Here is a 17506-nt window from a genome sequence, read left to right as displayed (position 1 = left end):
GCGAGCTGCTGAGCCAGGAGGTACGCCAGAGGACCGCCGTACCCGCGCCGCAGCCACGTCCGGCCACGCGGGCGACCCGCGGAAACGAAGGACTTTCGCCTCTAACGCAGAGTCGTCACCGGCAGGGATGTTGAGGGTATGCAGCTCGATGCGTCCGGACTTCAGGTGCTCTCCCGCGAGGAGTGCCTCGGCCTGCTGTCCACGACCCCGATCGGCCGGATCGTGTTCACCGATCACGCTCTGCCGGCCGTGCAGCCGGTCAACTTCCACCTCGACGGCCATTCCATCGTGATCCGGACCTCGATGGATTCCAAGCTGGCGACCGCCACCCGGCACTCCGTGGTGGCCTTCGAGGCCGACGAACTCGATCCCGAGCTGCGTACCGGCTGGTCTGTCACGGCGGTTGGGCAGGCGCGGCCCGTGACCGACCCGGACGAGATCGACCGGCTGGCGGCGCTGCCCCTGTCGACGTGGGCGCCGGGCAACCGGGACCAGTACATCGTGGTCGACGCCGCGCAGGTGTCCGGCCGGCGTATCACCCACTGAACCGGCACGCCTTTTGCGCATTTGACGAATCCAGGAAAAAGCGCGGGATTCAGCTCAAGACAACCGGCAACACTACAGTCAGTAATAGTCAGTCACAATCCGTAATCGGGGTGAAGTGATGCGCAAAGTGATCATTCTGACTGTGGCCGTCGCCGCCGCTGCCGCGCTGACGATGGTGGGTCTGGGGGTCCTTCGAGACGGCTCTCGTTCCCCCAAAGCCCGCTCCTGACAGCGGACCGGACGACGCCGAACGCGTGAGTCCCGCAGTTCGCGTCGCGAGCTGCGGGCACGGAGGCAGGCGGGGAGGCGGGGTCGCCGCTTGCGGGGTGCCCGCGCGAGCACGGCCCGCGGGTCAGTACGGCCTGCCGGTCAGTTCCGCATCTCGCACGGCATGCTCCAGCCGCCGAACCAGTCGGCCAGATAACGCTGCATCCGGAACATCTCGGCATGCCGGGCATCGCGCACCTTGGTGACAAAGCCAACGGCCTCGGGGTGCCGCGCCTGCCCGGACACCAGCAGCTGCTGGGACATCGTGACCGTCACCATGTGATGCGGGATCATGTCGCGCAAGAACGCGTTGTCCAGCGCGTCGCCCGACAGCTCGGACAGGTCGCGGATCATCGGCTGGTGGCCGATCGCCGCGCCCGAAAGTCCTGGGTACCACCGGTCCAGCCAGGCTCTCATCGTGGCGATGTCGGCCTGCTGCGTCTCGACGATCGAAGCCCCGAGAGCCCGCATCTGCGGCCGGTCCGAACGTTGCAGCTGCCGGGCCGCCGCCACGGCCTCCTGATCGTGAGCGACCATGTGGGCCAGATAGCCGCCCTCGTCACCCACGTTCATGCCGCGCGTGGACCCCTCCGACCCCGTCGCGCCCCGATCCGCCGGTGTGGCGTTCCGCTGCTCGACGATGGCCTGCTGGGCGATGCCGGTGGCGGTGGCGGCAAGACCGGTCACGGCCGCGGCCCCCAGGGCCGCGCCGGCCGCGATCCCCACCACTGCCGAACGATTCATCAAGGGCTCCCCCGTGTCAGATTCCCCTTTCTGATCCATGTTCGGGGTTGCCCGCCGTGCGGCACAGAGCCTTACGCCCCGTACGGGTGGGACCAACGTCCTTTGACCTCGGCTCCGGCCTCACAGCGGGATCTGCCAGCGCAGCCGGGTTCCTCCGTCTTCGGGGGTCTCCAGCTCCGCGGTGCCGCCCAGGCCGGTGGCACGCTCCTCGATGTTGCGCAGGCCGCTGCGGCGTCCCGTCTCTCCCAGGCCGACGCCGTTGTCGGTGACCGCCAGGACGAGCTCGGAGCCCTCGACCTCGACGAGGACGTCGGCGCGGGTCGAGCGGGAGTGGCGGACCACGTTGGACAGGGCCTCGCGCAACACGGCCAGCAGATGGTCGGCGACCGGTTCGGGCACCATCGCGTCGATCTGCCCTTCCATCCGCAGGCCCGGCATGAAGCCCAGATGGCCCGCGGCGCCCTCCACCAGCTCCACGATCTGCGTCCGCAGGCTGGGCGCGGCCCCCTCGCCGGAGGCCTGCAGCGCGAAGATGGACGAGCGGATCTGCCGGATCGTCTCGTCCAGCTCGTCGATCGCGTACTGCACCCGCTTGGCCGCCTCCGGCCGCTCCACCAGCCGGATCGTGCTCATCAACGTCATCGCCGTCGCGAACAGCCGCTGGATGACCACGTCATGCAGATCCTTGGCGATGCGGTCGCGGTCCTCCAGCAGGCCCAGCCGCTCGGCGTCCTGACGCGTCTCGGCCAGCTCCAGCGCGATCGCCGCCTGCCCCGCGAACGCCTGCAGCACCTGCTCGTTCCCGCCGGTGAACGGCAGCCGCCCGCTCCGCTTGGCCAGCACCAGCACCCCGCGCACGTTCGGCGCGCCACCGAGCGGCACCAGCATCACCGGCCCGTACCCCATCCGCCGCAGCGGCGAGCCAGGGCGGGGGCCGCTCTGCATGTCCGTGTCGGATATCGGCTCTCCCTGGGTGAACACGTCGCCCGCGAGCGTCTCCGACACCACGAAGACGGCGCCCACCAGCTCCTCCGCACCCTCGCCGTCCGCGAACTCCACGATCAGCGACTGCCTCGTCGGCTCCGGTATGAGCACCTCGACCAGGTCGGCGTCGGTCAGCTCACGGGCGCAGGCCGCGATCAGGCTCAGCACCTGACGCGGGTCGGCGCCGGACAGCAGCCGGGTGGTCACCGTGGACGACGCCTGCAGCCAGGTCTCCCGCTGCCGGGACACCTCGTACAGGCGGGCGTTGTCCACGGCGACGCCGGCCGCGGTGGCCAGCGCCACGACGATGGCCTCGTCCTCCTCGTCGAACTCGCCGCCGCCGCGCTTCTCGGTCAGGTAAAGATTTCCGAAAACCTCGTCACGCACCCGGATCGGGACGCCGAGGAAGGTGCCCATCGGCGGATGGCCCGCCGGGAAGCCGTACGACTCCGGATGGTCGGAGATGCGGCCCAGCCTCAGCGGCCGCGCGTCCTTGATCAGCAGGCCGAGCAGGCCCAGGCCGTGCGGCCAGTGCTCGATCCTGGCGATCTCCTCCTCGGTCAGCCCGACCGGGATGAACTGGATGAGGGTGTTTTCGTGGCCGATCACGCCCAGCGCGCCGTAACTGGCGTCCACCAGCTTGGTCGCGGTCTCCACGATGCGCCGCAGCACCGTCTCCAGATCGAGCTCGCTGCCCACCGACACCACGGCCTCGAGCAGCACGTGCACCCGATCCCGGGTCGACAGCACGGCGTTGAGCCGCACCTGCAGCTCGGCCAGCAGCTCGTCGAGGCGTACGTGCGGCACCACCGGGTGATGCTCGCTCTCCACATCTCTCAGTGTCGCACCAGGTCAGGCAGGGTCTTCCACGCGGTGGGCGCAGGTTCCCCGGCCTTCCGTCAAGTGCCGAAAGACCTCTATGAAATGGGACTTCGTCCTTTACCTCGTCGGGACCATCGTTCCTGTCAGTCGTGCCGACCGTTGGATAGCGTCGTAAGCATGATTCGTGTGTTCCTCGTCGACGATCATGAGGTCGTCCGGCGGGGCGTGGCCGCGCTTCTGGAGTCCGAGGACGACATCGAGGTCATCGGGGAAGCCGGCACGGCCGAGTCCGCCGTCGCCCGCATCCCGGCGCTGAAGCCCGACGTGGCGGTGCTGGACGTGCGGCTGCCTGACGGCAGCGGGGTGGACGTGTGCCGGGAGATGCGTTCGAGGGTGCCGGGGCTGGCGTGCCTGATGCTGACGTCGTTCGCCGATGACGACGCGCTGTTCGACGCGGTGATGGCCGGGGCCTCCGGCTACGTGCTCAAGCAGATCCACGGCTCCGACCTGGTCGGCGCGGTCCGCACGGTCGCCTCCGGGCAGTCGCTGCTCGACCCGCAGACCACCGCCGCCATGCTGCAGCGGCTGCGCGAGCAGGCCGCCCGCAAGGACCCGCTTGCCGCGCTGTCGGACCAAGAACGGCACATCCTCGACCTGATCGGCGAGGGGCTGACCAACCGGCAGATCGGCGAAAGGTTGTTCCTGGCGGAGAAGACGGTCAAGAACTACGTGTCCAACCTGCTGGCCAAGCTCAACATGCAGCGCCGTACCCAGGCCGCCGCGCTGGCGGCGCGGCTGCGGGACGACCGTCACGAGTGACGTTCACGGCACGCTCTCCGGCGAGGGCGCCGGGGGAAGAACGGGTTCGAGGTGGAACATCCCGGTGACCACCTCGCGGGGCCCTTCGGCGGTCCTGAGCCGTCCGGCGACGGCCAGCAGCACGTCGTGGGCCGTGACCAGGCCGATCAGACCGCCGCCGTCGACCACCGGCACGGCGTCGCAACCGGCGTCCAGCATCGCCGTCGCGACCCGGGCCAGCGGGGTGTCCGGGCGCACCACCGGCCTGCGCTCGCACCCGAGCAACATCCGGACCTGACGGCTGGACTGCTCCTCCGGACCGCCTGACCAGGACGCCGCCACCTGCTCACGCGTCAGGATGCCGAACACGTGCCGCCCCTCGACGACCGGCAGGTGATGCACGTCGGCGCGGCGCATCAGCTCCCAGGCCATCAACGGCGACTCGTCCGGCTTGACCGCCACCAGGACACGACTCATCACCTGCTCGGCGGCCAGCGTTTCGACGGTCATGACTCCTCCTTCACGCGCGGCCGTACCACCGGGGCTTCCGGGCCACCTCCATCCTCGCCGCGGCGGGCCCTCCGCGCCCGGGGACGAAGTCCCGAATGGGGGTGACATTGGTCCTCATCCCTGACGGCCCGCACAGCGATCGGCACGCCGCCATGCGCACGGCGCGTGACGAGCGGCGCGTGACGAGCGGCGCGTGACGAGCGGCGCGTGACGAGCGGCGCGTGACGAGCGGGTGAAGGCCGTCTTTGGCAGGTGCCGGCTGTTAGCGCACCACGGCCACGGCGCAGCGGGCGTGGTGGAGCACCCCGTGGCTGACCGAGCCGAGCAGCGCCGAACGGATGACTCCGCGCCCGTGCGAGCCGACCACCACGAGCGCGGCCTGCGCCGACGCGGCCACCAGGGCGTCGACCGGGTGGGCGCGCCGCACGTCCTCGACCACCGCCACCTGCGGGTACGCTTCCCGGAACCGGGCGATCCTGGCGGCGACGGCCTGGTTGGCGGCGGCCGTGACGTCGTCGGGGTCGTAGTTGACCTGCGGCGCGTACAGCTGCACCGGCGGCTGCCAGGCGTGGAGCGCGCGCAACGTGCTGCCGCGCAGCTCGGCCTGGCGGAAGGCGAACTCCAGCGCGGGCTCGCACTCCGGCGAGTCGTCCACGCCGACCACCACCTCACCGCGTACGGACTCCAGCTCGGGCCGCACCACGACCACCGGGCAGTGCGCCTGACCGGCGACGTGCAGGCTCACCGAGCCGAGCAGGGCCCCCTCGAACCCGCCCAGCCCCCGGCTGCCGATGACGATCTCGGTCGCGTCCTTGGCCTGCTCGCGCAGAACGACCGCCGCGGGCCCCTCGACGATCTCCGTCGACACCTCGACGTCCAGCTGGCGATCTCCCGCCAGCTCGGCCGCGTCGTTCACGAGGGTCTGCGCCATGCGGTCGAGCACGTCCGGCTCGGGAGAAGCGTGGAACCTCGAAAAACGGTACGGATCATGGTTCACGGCGTGCACGATGCGCAGCGGCTCGTGCCTGCGCTGCGCGTCGTCCACCGCCCAGGCCACCGCGGCAAGCGACTCCGGCGATCCGTCGACACCTGCAATGATCATGTCGGCCTCCCCTTTCTCCCATCGCATCACCCGCGCCCGCGCCGCCCCAGGGCCATTAGTCCCTCATCGGCGGGCGTCAGTCGCGCCGGTTCAGGAGTTTGGGCAGGGCGGCCAGCGTCGCCCCGCCCGCGCCGCCGCCGCTGAGCAGGGCGCCCGGCCATTCCATGCCGGTGGCCAGGACGAGCGCGCAGGTGATCGCGGCGATCATGATCGTCAGAGTGAGCGTGAGCAGCTGACGCGTGGTGAACATCGGTCCTCTTTCCTCAGATGCGGTGGTCGGCCCAGAAGTCGATGAGCTCTTCGGGGGTGAGGTCCTCAGGGCGTACGGCGGGCGGAGTGCGTCCCGTCGCGAGCACCCAGGTCGTCAAGAGCGTGACCCGCAGTTGCTCGTCTGCCAGGCAGGGAGCGTCCGCGCAGTACGCGAGGCTTGACGGGCGAGCCGTGAGTAACGGCATAGGACGCTGGCCTCCCGAAGAGCGGCGATGAATGCGGCAACCATGTGTCTTCGGGAAGGCCGTCGGCCAGCGGTTCAAACGTGCTCGGACGGAGCCGTACAAATCAGAAAATGAACCGACAGGACGTAAACCTCCGCACTCTTCCGACATCGTCCGGACTCATCCGGATTTATCCGGCTATAGGTCGGGCGCCGGGCACGGCTCCTGGGGCTGGTGAGCTGGTGGCCGACTGGAGTGGTCACAGCGACCGGATGAGATGGAATCTGGAAAGTGTCCCGGACTGCGAGACTCTTTCTGGAAATATGGCGACAGAAGTTGACCTTCCGACGCCACCAAGGACGATGACTGACACTCTCCGGGCAGGAGCCCATCCCGCCTTCATAGCCGCGCTCATAGAGCTGCGGGAATCGGCCGGCCAGCCGAGCTATTCCCAGATGCAACGGCTGTCGCGCGCGCCGGGCATCCCCAAAGAACTGCCCGGGAGCACACTCAGCGACATCCTCAACGGCAAGCGGGAACGCCTGCCCGACTGGGGGCTGGTCGCCTCCTTCGTGATGGTCTGCCATCGCCACGCCGAGCTGACCGGCCTGCCCACGGACGCCCTGGACACCGTGGAGCAGTGGCAGGCCCGCTGGCGCGCCGCCAGGAACGAACCGTCCCGGCCCCACGCCACCGGTTCGTACGACCTCTACCGGACACCCGCAGAGGAGGCCGAGCGGCGCACGAGCAGAACCGTCGCGCGCCTGGTCCGCCTGGCGGGCGACGGCGACACCGAGTCCGCCTACCGCCTGGCGATCATCCACCTGCTGACCGGCGAGTCCGCCCAGGCCCGCTACTGGATCCACGCCGCCGTGCAGCAGCGTCATCCCGACGCCGAAGCCCTCGCCGGAAACCCGCGTCCGATCGAGTTCGCGGCGAACATGTCCTTCACCTACGGCCGGGTCTACGAGCAGGAGGGCCCGGCCAAGCTCGACATCGCCAGGTTCTACTACCGGCTCGCCGCCGAGCACGGCCACCCGCGCGCCGCCGAACGCCTCCGGGCCCTGCGCGCCGTCCCGTTCGGCAAGCTGCTCCCCGCGCCCATCACCACCGAGCACCCGCCCGGAGCCGGCTGACCCTGACTACCGGGCCGGTGCCGGAGCCGACTGACAGTGATGATGTAGATGAGCCCCGACGCCCGCGCCGGCGATCGATCCCCCGGAACCGGTTCGGGCCGGATGTCTCACGCGCCTCCTCAGGGGCCCTTTCGCGCGGGACCGAGGAGTCCGCCGAGGGCGGCGGCGAGTACGGGCAGCCCGACGATCACGGCCGCGATCGTCAGCCAAGGGGGCTCGAAGGACACCTGCGGCGGCGATATCCAGGTGGTCGGCGCCGTCAAGGGCCAGACCAGCGACATCCCGATGGGGAATCCGGCGACCGCGCCCAGCGCCGTTCCGCACAACGCGCCGAGCCCCGTACGGGAGGCTCCGAACCACCGGAACGTCGCCGCCGACCCGCCTCCGACCCGTCTCAGCACGCGGACCGGCCGGGAGCTCGCGGACCTGCCGCCCCCCGCGACCCACGCGCAGCCGAGCGCGGCGAGGAACGCCGCACCGGCGACGGCCATCCAGCCGGTCGACGGCTGGTATCCCCGCTCGATGTAGGTGTCCGCGAGCTCGCCCAGCCGATCGTCGAGCCGCTCCTGCTCGCCCGCGGAGACGCGGCGGAGGGAGGGATCGACGATCAGCTCGTCCGGCCGCAGCCGGTAGCCGATGTCCCGCATGACCTTCGCCGGGACGAAGATCGTCTCCATCTGAGGGTGGGCGGTCCTCACGACGGTCGCCGGGATGGTCTTGACCGTCTCAGGCTCGCCCTTCCCGGTCAGGTCGTAGTCGACGTCGACCGAGTCGGCCTTCACGTCGGCGGCCGTGATCACCACGGCCGTGCCCTCGTCGTACGGCGTCGTCGGGTCGCCCGTGAGATACCGCAGCAGCCTCTCGTCGCCGATGGCCTCGGCCGGGTACATGGACTCTTCCGTCAGGTAGACGTCCTTGAGGCGCACGTCGAAGTGCCGGAAATCAAGTGAATCATCCTTCCAGGTCTCACGCTGGATGACAGGCGCGCCGGGTAACTCCCGCTGGATCGCCGCGCGTACGGCCCCGGCCTGCTCCGGCGAGAAATATCCCACCAGGAGGGTGCCGGGCCGGGCCTGGGGGACGTAGGCGGCCCGGCTCTGCTCCGTCACCCCGGTCGCGATGATCGCCAACGCGAGGCCGGAGGCCGTCGCCACCATGGTCAGCGTGATCGCGGGAGCCGCGGCCGCACGCCGACCGGCCAGGTCGCGGGCCGCCAGGCGAACGGGCAGCGGCAGCCGCTCCGCGTGCCGGCCGACGATTCCCGGCAGCCACGAGGCGAACGGCCCTAACCCGATGAGAAGCAGGCCGCCGCCTATGAGGGTCACCAGCAGGAGCCCGAAGAAGTCGACGGTGCCGTAGTGCGATGCTCGACTCGCCGTCCACCCGCCGAATGCCATCACCCAGAGACCGAAGAATGACAGGAAGAATCCCCCGGCCATATATCTCCGGCGAATAGGCGCGTGCCGATCGCGTGGGGCGGACACCGCCGAGACCGCCACGGATCCGGCTGCGAGTGCCAGCGGAATGCCCGTGACCACGGCGATTATCAGTAATCCCGCGAGCCCTAAGATCATGACCGAATGGTAGTGCCGGCGAAATCGACGGCACAAAAGCCGAAGGGCGGCGTGACGACCGATCACACCGCCCGGCAACGGTCAGATCAGGTGAGGAAGCTCCCGTAGGGGCCGTTCAGCATGCCGTTCTTCTGCGTCTGGTTGAAGATGCAGTTCGGGTAGGAGTAGAAGGTCGCCGACATGCACGTCCCGTCGGTCGAGGTGGCGTCCGGCAGGCCGAACGCGTGCCCGAGCTCGTGCACCATGCCGCCGTACCACCGGTTCATCGCGCCGTTGATGCCCGCGGCGCCGTCGGCGTCGTGGCCGCTGAGGATCACCCAGCCGTTGCCGCCGCCACCGCCGGCGCCGTCGCCTTCGGCGCTGATCTCGCCGACGTTGACCCAGCGGTTGTCCGGCGCGCCGAGGCCGAGCTTACGACGCAGCTCCGCTTGCATGTTGCAGACCGTCCACCAGTATTTCTCCCCGCAGTTCGGCGTGTTCTCGTACCAGGTGCGCGGCTGGTCACCGTTGACGACCTCGACGACCGGGTTGTTCAGCGTGAACGTCTTGCCCAGCTGCTGCTTGAAGAAGCGCTGCGCCTCCTGCATGACCTTCGCGATGCCGTCCGGGTAGCGCTGGTCGTAGGCCACGTCTGCGGGCTTGAGCCAGTAGACCCGCACGGTCCGGGACGGGGGCGGGCCCGAGGTCGGCGTGACGGTGGGGGTCACCGTGGGGGTCACGGTGGGGGTGGGGGTCACGCTGCCCGTGCAGGTGACGCCGTTGAGGGTGAAGGCGGTCGGCACCGGGTTGGTGGAGTTGTTCCACGTGCCGTTGAATCCGAACGAGGCGCTGCCGCCCGTCGCCAGGGAGCCGTTCCAGCCGGCGTTGGAGGCGGTCACCGCGCTGCCGCTCTGCGTCACGACGGCGTTCCAGGCCTGGCTGACCGTCTGCGAGGCGCCGAAGGACCAGCGCAGGGCCCAGCTCGTCAATGGATCACCGAGGTTCTTGATCGCGACGTTGGCGCTGAAGCCACCGGCCCACTGCGAGCCCACGGTGTAGGTGACCTGACAGCCGACCGCGGCGGCGTGCGCCGTGATCGAGCTCACCACCGCGACGCCGGCCATGCAGACGGCTAAGGCCCCGGCGATGAGGCCCCTGCGTAGTCCTCGTAAGTGCATCCGCTTCCTCCGTTGCGGCTCGAACCGGGCCATGGTTCACCTGGACCACTGACGAATGTGAACCTTAACAACGAGTACGGTGGGGATCTGGCGCGTTCTTGTCAATAAGCATCGGCGGAAGCGGCCTGCCGCCATGGGGAAATGCTTTTGGGACTCTGAAACTTTCAGGCCGACAGATGTTCCCGTAAGAGCGCGAAGAACGTGTCGCCGCGGATGATCTCGAACGGGTCCGCCAGCATCCCGGCGAGCTCGGCGACGTCGGACGGCGTCCAGTTCCAGGCGTTGACCGCGCCCGCGATGAACAGCGGCTCGCTCCCGTCCCATCCCTCGATCCGCCGCACCAGCGTGTCCCGGTACTCCTGCGCCCTGCCCTGCGGCGAGAAGTTCCCGATCACGGGCAGGCCCGCCGGGTCGATCAGCAGGTCGCCGGTCTCCCACGACTGGATGATGCCGCGCACCGGGGTGTCTCGCCGGTACGCGGCCACGATGCGCTCGTCGAAGGCCACCCATCCGTCGCCCTCGGGCCTGCGGTGGTTGTAGGCGTAGACGAGATCCAGGCCGGTACGGCGCAGGAACCGGCCGCTGAGCCGCGTGTAGGCGGCCAGCGCCGCCGACGGCCACGACCCCGGGTAGGTGTAGCCGGCGCCGGACGGACCGGCGACGAGCAGGTCGGCGGCGGTGGCCGTGCGCTGGTAGTACGCCAGCAGCGCGGGCCCGATGTCGGCCAGCAGCGGGCTGACCGTCCAGTTGACCGGCACGCCGCCGCGCTTGGGGTCGTCCCAGATCTCGCGCATCCGGCGCTGGCAGTACTGGATGTTGTCGCCCTCGCCGAACGTGAGCGTGAGGTAGACGCGATCGCGCAACCTGGCCGGCGGTCGCGGGCGTACCTGATCGGAGATCCTGGCGGAGACCCCGGCGTGGACGGTGGCGTTCATGTAGTAGTCGGCGGGGACCACCTCGACGGCGTGCTGCGAGGCCCGGTCGACGCCGCCCCACTCGCCCGCCACGTCGTTGGAGAACCACCCCGCGTACGGCGTGGCGGGCTCGACCCGGCCGAAGATCTCGTCGAGCAGCTCACCGGTCGCGCCGCTGGGTGGCAGCCAGAAGACCATGGCCCGGGTGGCCACCGCGTAGTCCCGGAAGTACGGGAACGGCTCGACCCGGGTGGGGGCGGTGGTGGCGGCGGTGACCAGGTACTGGTTCCACAGGTCCACCTCGACGAGCAGTCGCCCGGCCCCGGCGGGGGCGGCGAAGCGGTAGATGAAGTAGTTGCCGCCGTCGGCGAAGCGGTTGCCGTCGCCGCCGATGGCGGAGTTGAGGCCGTCGAAGAGGAAGGGGGTCTCGGCGTCCGTCCCCGGGGTGAACGCCGCGATCTGCGTCCCGTCCGCGGTCACCTTCACCGAGCCCACCGACCCGCCCCAGCCGTCGTCGCCGAGCGAGTCCTGGAAGCGCAGGTAGACGCCGTCCTGGGCGGTCGCCAGCTCCTGGCTCAGGTCGAACGTGCGCACCGCCCGGTTGGAGGCGTCCCGGACGCGTTCGGTCTCCCGTGCGAGCTCGCGCCACCGCACGCCGTCCACCCGCACGGTCCTGGTGGGCGGGAGACCGGCGAGCAGGGCGTGGGTGCAGCGGGGGAACAGGTGGTCGAGCTGCCACCGGTACGTGGCCAGGACGTCGGCCGGGTCGAAGCGGCCGCGCAGGTCCACGACGGTGCGCAGGCCGTGCGCGGCGGCCTGCTCGGCGGTGGCGGCGACGGCGTCCTCCAGCCCGGCCAGGGTGGTGGCGACGTTGACCGAGTCGGGGACGTCCGGATCGTGCAGGATCGCGCCCCGCACCTCGGCCCGGTAGCGGGCGACCAGGTCGAGGGGCTGGTCGTGGCGGGTGACCGCCGCTCCGGTGCTGGACAACCAGCGCTGGTCGTAGGCGGCGGCGTCGTAGTTGAAGTAGAGGCGCGGGCGGCGGCGGTTGACGACGCCCTGGAGGGTGGTCAGGAGCAGCTGGTCGTCGCCGTGGAGGGTGGTGAGGTCGGCGAAGTCGAGGTGGGCAGGACGGCCGAAGTTCGGAAGGAGGGGGGCGGCGGGGCTGGTTCGCGCGGCGGCGGGGCCCTGGAGGGTGAGGCCGAGGCCGCCGGCCGCGAGGACCATGCCGTTCGCCTGGAGGAAAGTGCGTCGTGACACCATCAACGATCTCCGCTCCTCGTGGGGGGACAAGGACTGACACCGCTGTCAACTGTCCTCGAACCTAACAACGTGACGTGATGTTGTCCACGGCGTCAGAACTTCAGCTCTCCCCGAACACCGCCCGGCCCAGCGGCGGCACGGCCCCGCAGGCGCGGAAGAACCACCGGGCCGCCGACCGCTTCAGCGGACTGCGGACGATCGCGCCATCGGTGTTGCGGACGACCTCGCGGACCGTCTCGAACCCGTAGCGCAGCATGTCCGCCTCGTAGGCGTGCAACGCCCGCGCCAACGGCTCCTCGCCGCGGTCGGCCGCGGTGAGCGCGGCGCAGAGCCGGTGCGCGTCGCGCAGCGCCGTGTTGCCGCCGAGCCCGCCGACCGGGGGCATGTGGTGGACGGCGTCCCCGAGCCCGGTGACGTTGCCCGACTCCCACGGCTTGAGCGGCTCGGCGGCGCTGAACTCGGTCTGGTAGAGGGTGTCAGGGGTCGAGCCGGTGAGCAGCCGGCGCAGGTCGGGATGCCACCCGGCCGTCCGCCGGGCCAGCATCTCCCGCACCACGGCCGGGTCGGCCTGGGCCCTCACGACGAAGTCCGCGGGAAGCGAGTCGCGGTGCGCGATGAACGCCCACAACACGTAGTCGTCGTCATGCGCGTCCGCCAGCAGCTGCTCCGGGTCCAGCCCGAGCTCGCGCACCCGGTCGCCGAGCCTGGTGGCGATCGCCGCCGGGTCCTCGCGCCTGCGGAAGATCGCGGTGAACAGGAAGTCCCGGCGCGGCCAGAACACGTTCTTGCCGGTGAGGAGCTGCTCCGGCAGCCATCGCCGGCTCTCCTCGGTGAGGAAGAGCTTGCCGGCCACGGCCGTCGCCGGCAGCGTGGTGCGGCCGGCCTCGGGATGGAGCTGCGCCCACACCCGGGAGTTGGCTCCGTCCGCCCCGACGAGCACGTCGGCGGTCGCGGTGGTGCCGTCGGCGAACGTCGCCGTGACCGTCCCGTCGTCCGCCCGGGCGAAGCCGGTGAACTCCTTGCCGAAGCGCACGACGTCGTCCAGGCCGGCCAGCAGCAGCTTGCGCAGCGTGACGCGGCTGACCGCGTGCTCGCCGGTGGTGGGATCGAGCGGGTCTCGACCCCGGCCGGTCGCCAGGGCCAGCGGGTCACGGTCGTCCTGGCCGATGCGGATGAGCGGCCGCATCCGCTCGTCCAGGAAGCTGATCCCGGCCCCCGCGTCGCCCGCGGTGGCCACCAGCACCTCCCACAGGGCGGGCGGCAGGCAGGCGTGCAGGGCGACGCTCCCGGTCGGCTCGATGTTCAGCCGGAAGCCCTGGAGCCGCGAGTCGGCGGTCAGGTCCCGTTCGTACACGGTGACGTTCACGCCGGCCCGCCTCAGGCCCTGCGCCAGGCAGAGCCCGCCGATCCCGCCGCCGATCACGGCGACGCGCAGACGCCGAGAGGACATGGGTTCCCACTTTCTGGTCGGGGGCGCGCCTCCGGGCGCGCCCGGAGGCGTCAGGCCTGCTCAGCCGGGTTCGCGAGCTCGGCGAGCAGGCGGTCGTGCCAGGCCAGCTCCGTCTCCAGCTGCATCAGGGTGTAGTCGAAGGCGACGGCCTCCAGCCTGGTCAGGTACGGCTCGGCTTCGGCGCGCAGGTTGCGCCAGAAGCCGAGCTGCTCGGCGTACGCGGCGTGCCGTCCCTGGACGGCCGTGCGCAGCTCGTCGGGGCCGAGCTCGCCGCCGTGCAGGAGCACCAGCTGGATCGGGTCCGGCCGGAGCCTGGTGTCGGCGAGGACGGACCTGATCAGCGAGACCAGCTCGGTCCGGCCCTTGTCGGTGATGCCGTAGACCGTGCGGGCGGGGAGGTTGCCCTCCTGCTCCGTGCGGACCACCTCGACGACGCCTTCGTCCGCCATCCGGCGCAGCGCGCCGTACAGCGACCCGGGCTTGACGTCGGCCCACAGCTCCACCCGGTCCAGCTGCGCGGAGGCCAGGATCTTGTGCCCGTGCATGGGACCGCCATCGGCCAGGGCGCCGAGAATGAAGAGGCGCGTTGCTCGCATATGAGTACTCAAACACGACTACCTAGACATGCGCAAGAGAGTACTCAAAAACGAGTACCCGCGAGCAAGGCCTAGAGCGCCTGGACCAGGGCCACGATCACCGAGGTCAGCGCGACCGGCCCCATCACGGCCACCGAGACCACGAGCGCGTTGCGGCCCGGCAGGAGTCGGTCGAGGGCACGCGAGGCGGCCCGCCGCACCGCTCCCGCGCCGGGCAGCACGAACAGCCCCAGCGTGAACGCGCCCGCGGCCAGGGACTCCGCGTGGCCGGCATTCAGCCGGCCGGACAGGTGCAGGAGGCTCGCGACGACGGTCCCGAACGCCAGCGCCAGGAACATGTGGCCGACCGCGATGAGCGCGGACTTGGAGAGCGTCCGCCGGGTCTCGGCGAAGTAGTGATCGCCGGCCCGCAACGCCAGCGAGAGCGCCGCCGCCACCAGGCCCACGGTGACCGGCGTGACGACGGTCGCCGCCACCAGCGTCACGAGCACGAGCACCCCGACGAAGCCGCTGCCGGCCAGGAACCGCCGGAGTTCGAAGGGCTCCGCGGGCGGCGGGGCCGGGCGGGGCTCCTTCGGCTGCCCGGCCTGCAGGGTCGGCGCCGGAGCGGGCACGTAGGGCGGCGGCCGCTCCTCCCGGCGGCTCGGGGCGTATTCGACCGGCGGGAGCAGGTCGGAGACGATGTCCATGGTCAGCGTACGGCTCGCCGGCGGCTTGGCCCGGTCCTGGCGGCCCGCCGGATCGAGCGCCCTGGCCATCCGCAGCAGCTCCCCCGCGCCGGGCCGGGCCGCCGGATCGACCTGCAGCGCCCGGCTCAGCCAGCCCCGCAGCCACTCGGGCGCCTTGTCGATCTGCGCCCGCCCCTCCATGGTGTTGAAGCAGACCGCCTCGAACGTCCCCGTCCCGAACGGCGGCAGCCCCGTGGCCGCGAAGAACACCGTCGAGGCCAGCGCGTGCACGTCGGCCGCCTGGGTGATCTGCGAGTCGCGGATGATCTCGGGAGCCAGGTAGCCCGGCGTGCCGACGAACATCCCGGTCTGCGTCAGCCGGGCCGCGTCCACCAGGTGGGCGATGCCGAAGTCGATGACCAGCGGCTCGCCGCCGACGAGCATGACGTTGGACGGCTTGAGGTCCCGATGGATCACGTCGGCCGCGTGAATGTCCACCAGCGCCTGGCACAGCCCCTGGGCGAGCCTGATGACCTCGCGCGCCTCCAGCGGACCGTCGGCCAGCACGGTGTCCTCCAGCGTGCGGCCCGCGGCGAACTGGGTCACCACATAGGGCCGGCCGCCCGCCAGCTGGGCGTCGATCACCTCGGCCACGTACGGGCTGCGCACCCGCCGCATGGTCTCCACCTCGCGCAACAGCCGGTCGCGCGCCTTGAGGTCGGCCGCCACATGCGGGTGCAGCACCTTGATCGCGACCTCGCGGCCCGCGGCGTCGAGACCGAGGTGGGCGACCCCCATGCCGCCCTCACCGATCTTCCTGACCACCCGGTAAGGGCCGAGATTCTCGTGCGTCTGAATGCTCATTCCCGACGTCGTCCTCCGTGTTTCCCCCGGAACGCCGCGCTTGCGTATGCGCTGGCCCGGATATTCTCCCGCAGCGTTTCCCCCGAGATGCACAGTAAGCGAAGATCGACCCAAGTGCGGCGTCCCGCTCAGGTCCGCCAGGGTACGGCCCACCTGCTCCAGCACGCTGCTCGCCGACGGCGGCGACACCGCCCGACAGAGCGCTCAGGCGTTCTCGACCGGCACCGGGATCCGCGCCTCGACCTTGAACGAGGCGCGGTCGGCCCGGTACACGTCGCGCGCGAACTCGATGCAGCGCCCCTCGGCCGTGTAGGTGCGGCGGGTCAGGAGGATCCCGCTGGAGGCGCTGCGGACTTCGAGCCGGGCGCAGGAGGCGTCGTCGATGACGATGGACTCGATGACGGCGGAGGCGTCGACCGGTACGACGCCGTAGTGGGCGCGCAGGATGTGCCAGAGCGACCCGGTGAGAGTCCGCTCCAGCAGCCCGGGCGTCAGGGCGCTGGGGAAATAGGTGGTCTCCAGCGCGATCGGCTCGTCGTCGGCGAACCGCAGCCGGTGCAGGGCGTGCACGGTCTCGTCGCCGGCCAGGTCGAGCGCCGCCCGCGCCGACGGGGTCGGCGGGCGCTCCTCGGCCCAGATGAGCTGCGCCGACGGCCGCCGCCCGGCCAGGATGATCTCGTCGGAGAAGCTGCCGATGTGGAACGGCACCCGCGGCTCGGCCACGAACGTGCCGCGCGGCGGCCGCCGGTAGACGTATCCCTCCTTCTCCAGCAGCGCCAGGGCCTGCCGGGCGGTCATCCGGCTGACGCCGTAGGTCTCGCCGAGCTCCCGTTCCGACGGCATGAGCGTGTGCGGGCCGAGCTTCTCACCGGTGATGCGGTCGCGCAGCTCCGCGGCGATCGTCACGTAACGCGGTGATGTCGCGGTCTTGTGAACTCTCGTCCCCATGGTTGACACCATAGCCCGCTTGGACGATACCTTGCGGTCTACACCACATGGTATATACCAAGAGGGAGGTTGCGATGGGAGACACAGAGTCCACCGACAGGTCCACCTACCTGCAGCGTGGCGTGGAGAATTGGTCGTTCCGGACCGAACAGAGCGGCGACCCCACTTTCGAAAACACTATGGAAACCTTGGTGACGCTAGGTAATATTTGCGGTGGGTGATGGCAGTGTGACAGGAGGTGCGTAATGGCGATCCGCCGCTCCACCACCAACCAGCAGTACCTGCCGCCGGTGGCACAACCGCAGCTCGCCGCCACCCCGGCCCGGGCGCTGTGGAATCTGTTGAACGAGTGGTGGACGATGCTGCCGACGTGCCGCAGGTCCCCGGCCGCGGCGGATGCGGCGATCCGGCAGGCCCGCCAGGACATCGATTGGCTCGCCGTGCTGCCTGCCCAGGCCGCGCAGGCCGTCCTCAAGACGTACTTCCAGGCGTGGAAGAACTGCTGGCAGGGCCGGGCCGAGGCGCCGGCCTTCAAGGGCCGCTTGCGATCGGTGATGGCAGTGGACATCCCGCAGGGCCGGGACCTGCAGGTCACGCGGGTGCACCGCCGCTGGGGCATGGTCAATATTCCCCGGGTCGGCCGGGTCCGGTTCCGCTGGACCAAGGACCTGCCCGTCGGCAAGACAGTCGATGCCGGCAACCGGATCACCGGTGCCCGGCTGGTCAAGG

Annotated in this window: 16 protein-coding genes and 1 pseudogene; 4 read left to right on the top strand and 13 right to left on the bottom strand. The window is 70.5% G+C overall.

Annotated features, from left to right (window positions below; translation table 11 throughout):
* The first annotated feature begins 138 nt into the window (after window positions 1–138).
* Window positions 139–546, top strand: a complete 408-nt coding sequence (locus ABZS69_RS63670) for a pyridoxamine 5'-phosphate oxidase family protein (RefSeq protein WP_355393749.1) — start codon at window positions 139–141, stop codon at window positions 544–546.
* 369 nt (window positions 547–915) lie between these two features.
* Here ABZS69_RS63670 and ABZS69_RS63665 read toward each other — a convergent pair whose 3' ends face one another.
* Together ABZS69_RS63665 and ABZS69_RS63660 are read right to left on the bottom strand one after the other, a co-directional pair.
* The gene (locus ABZS69_RS63665) at window positions 916–1539 is read right to left on the bottom strand and encodes a DUF305 domain-containing protein (protein WP_355393746.1); all 624 of its coding nucleotides are present in this window, start codon (window positions 1537–1539) and stop codon (window positions 916–918) included.
* A gap of 138 nt (window positions 1540–1677) precedes the next feature.
* Complete coding sequence (locus tag ABZS69_RS63660) at window positions 1678–3372, bottom strand: GAF domain-containing protein (protein WP_355393743.1); 1695 nt, start codon at window positions 3370–3372, stop codon at window positions 1678–1680.
* Between the two features lie 168 nt (window positions 3373–3540).
* Here ABZS69_RS63660 and ABZS69_RS63655 point away from each other — a divergent pair, with 168 nt between their 5' ends.
* Complete coding sequence (locus ABZS69_RS63655; protein WP_355393740.1) at window positions 3541–4182, top strand: response regulator transcription factor; 642 nt, start codon at window positions 3541–3543, stop codon at window positions 4180–4182.
* A gap of 3 nt (window positions 4183–4185) precedes the next feature.
* Here ABZS69_RS63655 and ABZS69_RS63650 read toward each other — a convergent pair whose 3' ends face one another.
* The 4 genes from ABZS69_RS63650 to ABZS69_RS63635 form a co-directional block, all read right to left on the bottom strand.
* A complete protein-coding gene (locus ABZS69_RS63650) occupies window positions 4186–4671 on the bottom strand; it encodes a CBS domain-containing protein (protein ID WP_355393737.1) in 486 nt (161 codons plus the stop codon).
* Window positions 4672–4933: 262 nt separating this feature from the next.
* Window positions 4934–5773, bottom strand: coding sequence for a universal stress protein (locus ABZS69_RS63645; protein ID WP_355393734.1), 840 nt, complete (start codon window positions 5771–5773; stop codon window positions 4934–4936).
* 76 nt (window positions 5774–5849) lie between these two features.
* Window positions 5850–6023: a hypothetical protein gene (locus ABZS69_RS63640; protein ID WP_355393731.1), complete on the bottom strand. Its 174-nt coding sequence runs from the start codon at window positions 6021–6023 to the stop codon at window positions 5850–5852.
* Between the two features lie 13 nt (window positions 6024–6036).
* Entirely contained in the window at window positions 6037–6228 is a 192-nt protein-coding gene (locus ABZS69_RS63635) for a hypothetical protein (protein ID WP_355393728.1), read from the bottom strand.
* Window positions 6229–6569: 341 nt separating this feature from the next.
* On the opposite strand from ABZS69_RS63635, the gene ABZS69_RS63630 reads away from it, so the two are divergent.
* Window positions 6570–7343 carry a hypothetical protein gene (locus tag ABZS69_RS63630; protein ID WP_355393725.1) on the top strand — a complete coding sequence of 258 codons (774 nt, stop codon included), beginning with the start codon at window positions 6570–6572 and terminating at the stop codon, window positions 7341–7343.
* A 119-nt stretch (window positions 7344–7462) separates the two neighbouring features.
* Here the strand turns inward: ABZS69_RS63630 and ABZS69_RS63625 are convergent, their stop codons facing one another.
* From ABZS69_RS63625 to ABZS69_RS63595, 7 genes are all read right to left on the bottom strand, one after another.
* A complete protein-coding gene (locus tag ABZS69_RS63625; protein ID WP_355393722.1) occupies window positions 7463–8743 on the bottom strand; it encodes a hypothetical protein in 1281 nt (426 codons plus the stop codon).
* 260 nt (window positions 8744–9003) lie between these two features.
* On the bottom strand, window positions 9004–10074 hold the full coding sequence (locus ABZS69_RS63620) for a cellulose-binding domain-containing protein (RefSeq protein WP_355393719.1): 1071 nt from the start codon (window positions 10072–10074) through the stop codon (window positions 9004–9006).
* A gap of 164 nt (window positions 10075–10238) precedes the next feature.
* Entirely contained in the window at window positions 10239–12251 is a 2013-nt protein-coding gene (locus ABZS69_RS63615) for a GxGYxYP domain-containing protein (RefSeq protein ID WP_355393716.1), read from the bottom strand.
* Between the two features lie 100 nt (window positions 12252–12351).
* Window positions 12352–13701, bottom strand: a complete 1350-nt coding sequence (locus ABZS69_RS63610) for an NAD(P)/FAD-dependent oxidoreductase (RefSeq protein ID WP_355393713.1) — start codon at window positions 13699–13701, stop codon at window positions 12352–12354.
* Window positions 13702–13751: 50 nt separating this feature from the next.
* Window positions 13752–14297 carry a PadR family transcriptional regulator gene (locus ABZS69_RS63605; protein WP_355393710.1) on the bottom strand — a complete coding sequence of 182 codons (546 nt, stop codon included), beginning with the start codon at window positions 14295–14297 and terminating at the stop codon, window positions 13752–13754.
* Window positions 14298–14368: 71 nt separating this feature from the next.
* Window positions 14369–15829 carry a serine/threonine-protein kinase gene (locus tag ABZS69_RS63600; RefSeq protein WP_355393707.1) on the bottom strand — a complete coding sequence of 487 codons (1461 nt, stop codon included), beginning with the start codon at window positions 15827–15829 and terminating at the stop codon, window positions 14369–14371.
* 204 nt (window positions 15830–16033) lie between these two features.
* Window positions 16034–16777: a GntR family transcriptional regulator gene (locus tag ABZS69_RS63595; RefSeq protein ID WP_355393704.1), complete on the bottom strand. Its 744-nt coding sequence runs from the start codon at window positions 16775–16777 to the stop codon at window positions 16034–16036.
* A gap of 245 nt (window positions 16778–17022) precedes the next feature.
* Between ABZS69_RS63595 and ABZS69_RS63590 the strand changes: the two are divergent.
* Window positions 17023–17506, top strand: a pseudogene (locus tag ABZS69_RS63590) (hypothetical protein); the annotation flags it as partial.

The sequence above is a fragment of the Nonomuraea sp. NPDC005650 genome, from assembly GCF_040605375.1.
Taxonomy (GTDB): domain Bacteria; phylum Actinomycetota; class Actinomycetes; order Streptosporangiales; family Streptosporangiaceae; genus Nonomuraea.
This window is presented reverse-complemented; position numbering and strand designations above follow the sequence as displayed.

What these genes read in the sequence shown, in the direction of transcription:
- ABZS69_RS63670 (WP_355393749.1), top strand. Translation starts at nt 139, where the DNA reads ATGCAGCTCGATGCGTCCGGACTTCAGGTGCTCTCCCGCGAGGAGTGC.
- ABZS69_RS63655 (WP_355393740.1), top strand. Translation starts at nt 3,541, where the DNA reads ATGATTCGTGTGTTCCTCGTCGACGATCATGAGGTCGTCCGGCGGGGC.
- ABZS69_RS63650 (WP_355393737.1), bottom strand. Translation starts at nt 4,671, where the DNA reads ATGACCGTCGAAACGCTGGCCGCCGAGCAGGTGATGAGTCGTGTCCTG.
- ABZS69_RS63645 (WP_355393734.1), bottom strand. Translation starts at nt 5,773, where the DNA reads ATGATCATTGCAGGTGTCGACGGATCGCCGGAGTCGCTTGCCGCGGTG.
- ABZS69_RS63640 (WP_355393731.1), bottom strand. Translation starts at nt 6,023, where the DNA reads ATGTTCACCACGCGTCAGCTGCTCACGCTCACTCTGACGATCATGATC.
- ABZS69_RS63635 (WP_355393728.1), bottom strand. Translation starts at nt 6,228, where the DNA reads ATGCCGTTACTCACGGCTCGCCCGTCAAGCCTCGCGTACTGCGCGGAC.
- ABZS69_RS63630 (WP_355393725.1), top strand. Translation starts at nt 6,570, where the DNA reads ATGACTGACACTCTCCGGGCAGGAGCCCATCCCGCCTTCATAGCCGCG.
- ABZS69_RS63620 (WP_355393719.1), bottom strand. Translation starts at nt 10,074, where the DNA reads ATGCACTTACGAGGACTACGCAGGGGCCTCATCGCCGGGGCCTTAGCC.
- ABZS69_RS63615 (WP_355393716.1), bottom strand. Translation starts at nt 12,251, where the DNA reads ATGGTGTCACGACGCACTTTCCTCCAGGCGAACGGCATGGTCCTCGCG.
- ABZS69_RS63610 (WP_355393713.1), bottom strand. Translation starts at nt 13,701, where the DNA reads ATGTCCTCTCGGCGTCTGCGCGTCGCCGTGATCGGCGGCGGGATCGGC.
- ABZS69_RS63605 (WP_355393710.1), bottom strand. Translation starts at nt 14,297, where the DNA reads ATGCGAGCAACGCGCCTCTTCATTCTCGGCGCCCTGGCCGATGGCGGT.
- ABZS69_RS63600 (WP_355393707.1), bottom strand. Translation starts at nt 15,829, where the DNA reads ATGAGCATTCAGACGCACGAGAATCTCGGCCCTTACCGGGTGGTCAGG.
- ABZS69_RS63595 (WP_355393704.1), bottom strand. Translation starts at nt 16,777, where the DNA reads ATGGGGACGAGAGTTCACAAGACCGCGACATCACCGCGTTACGTGACG.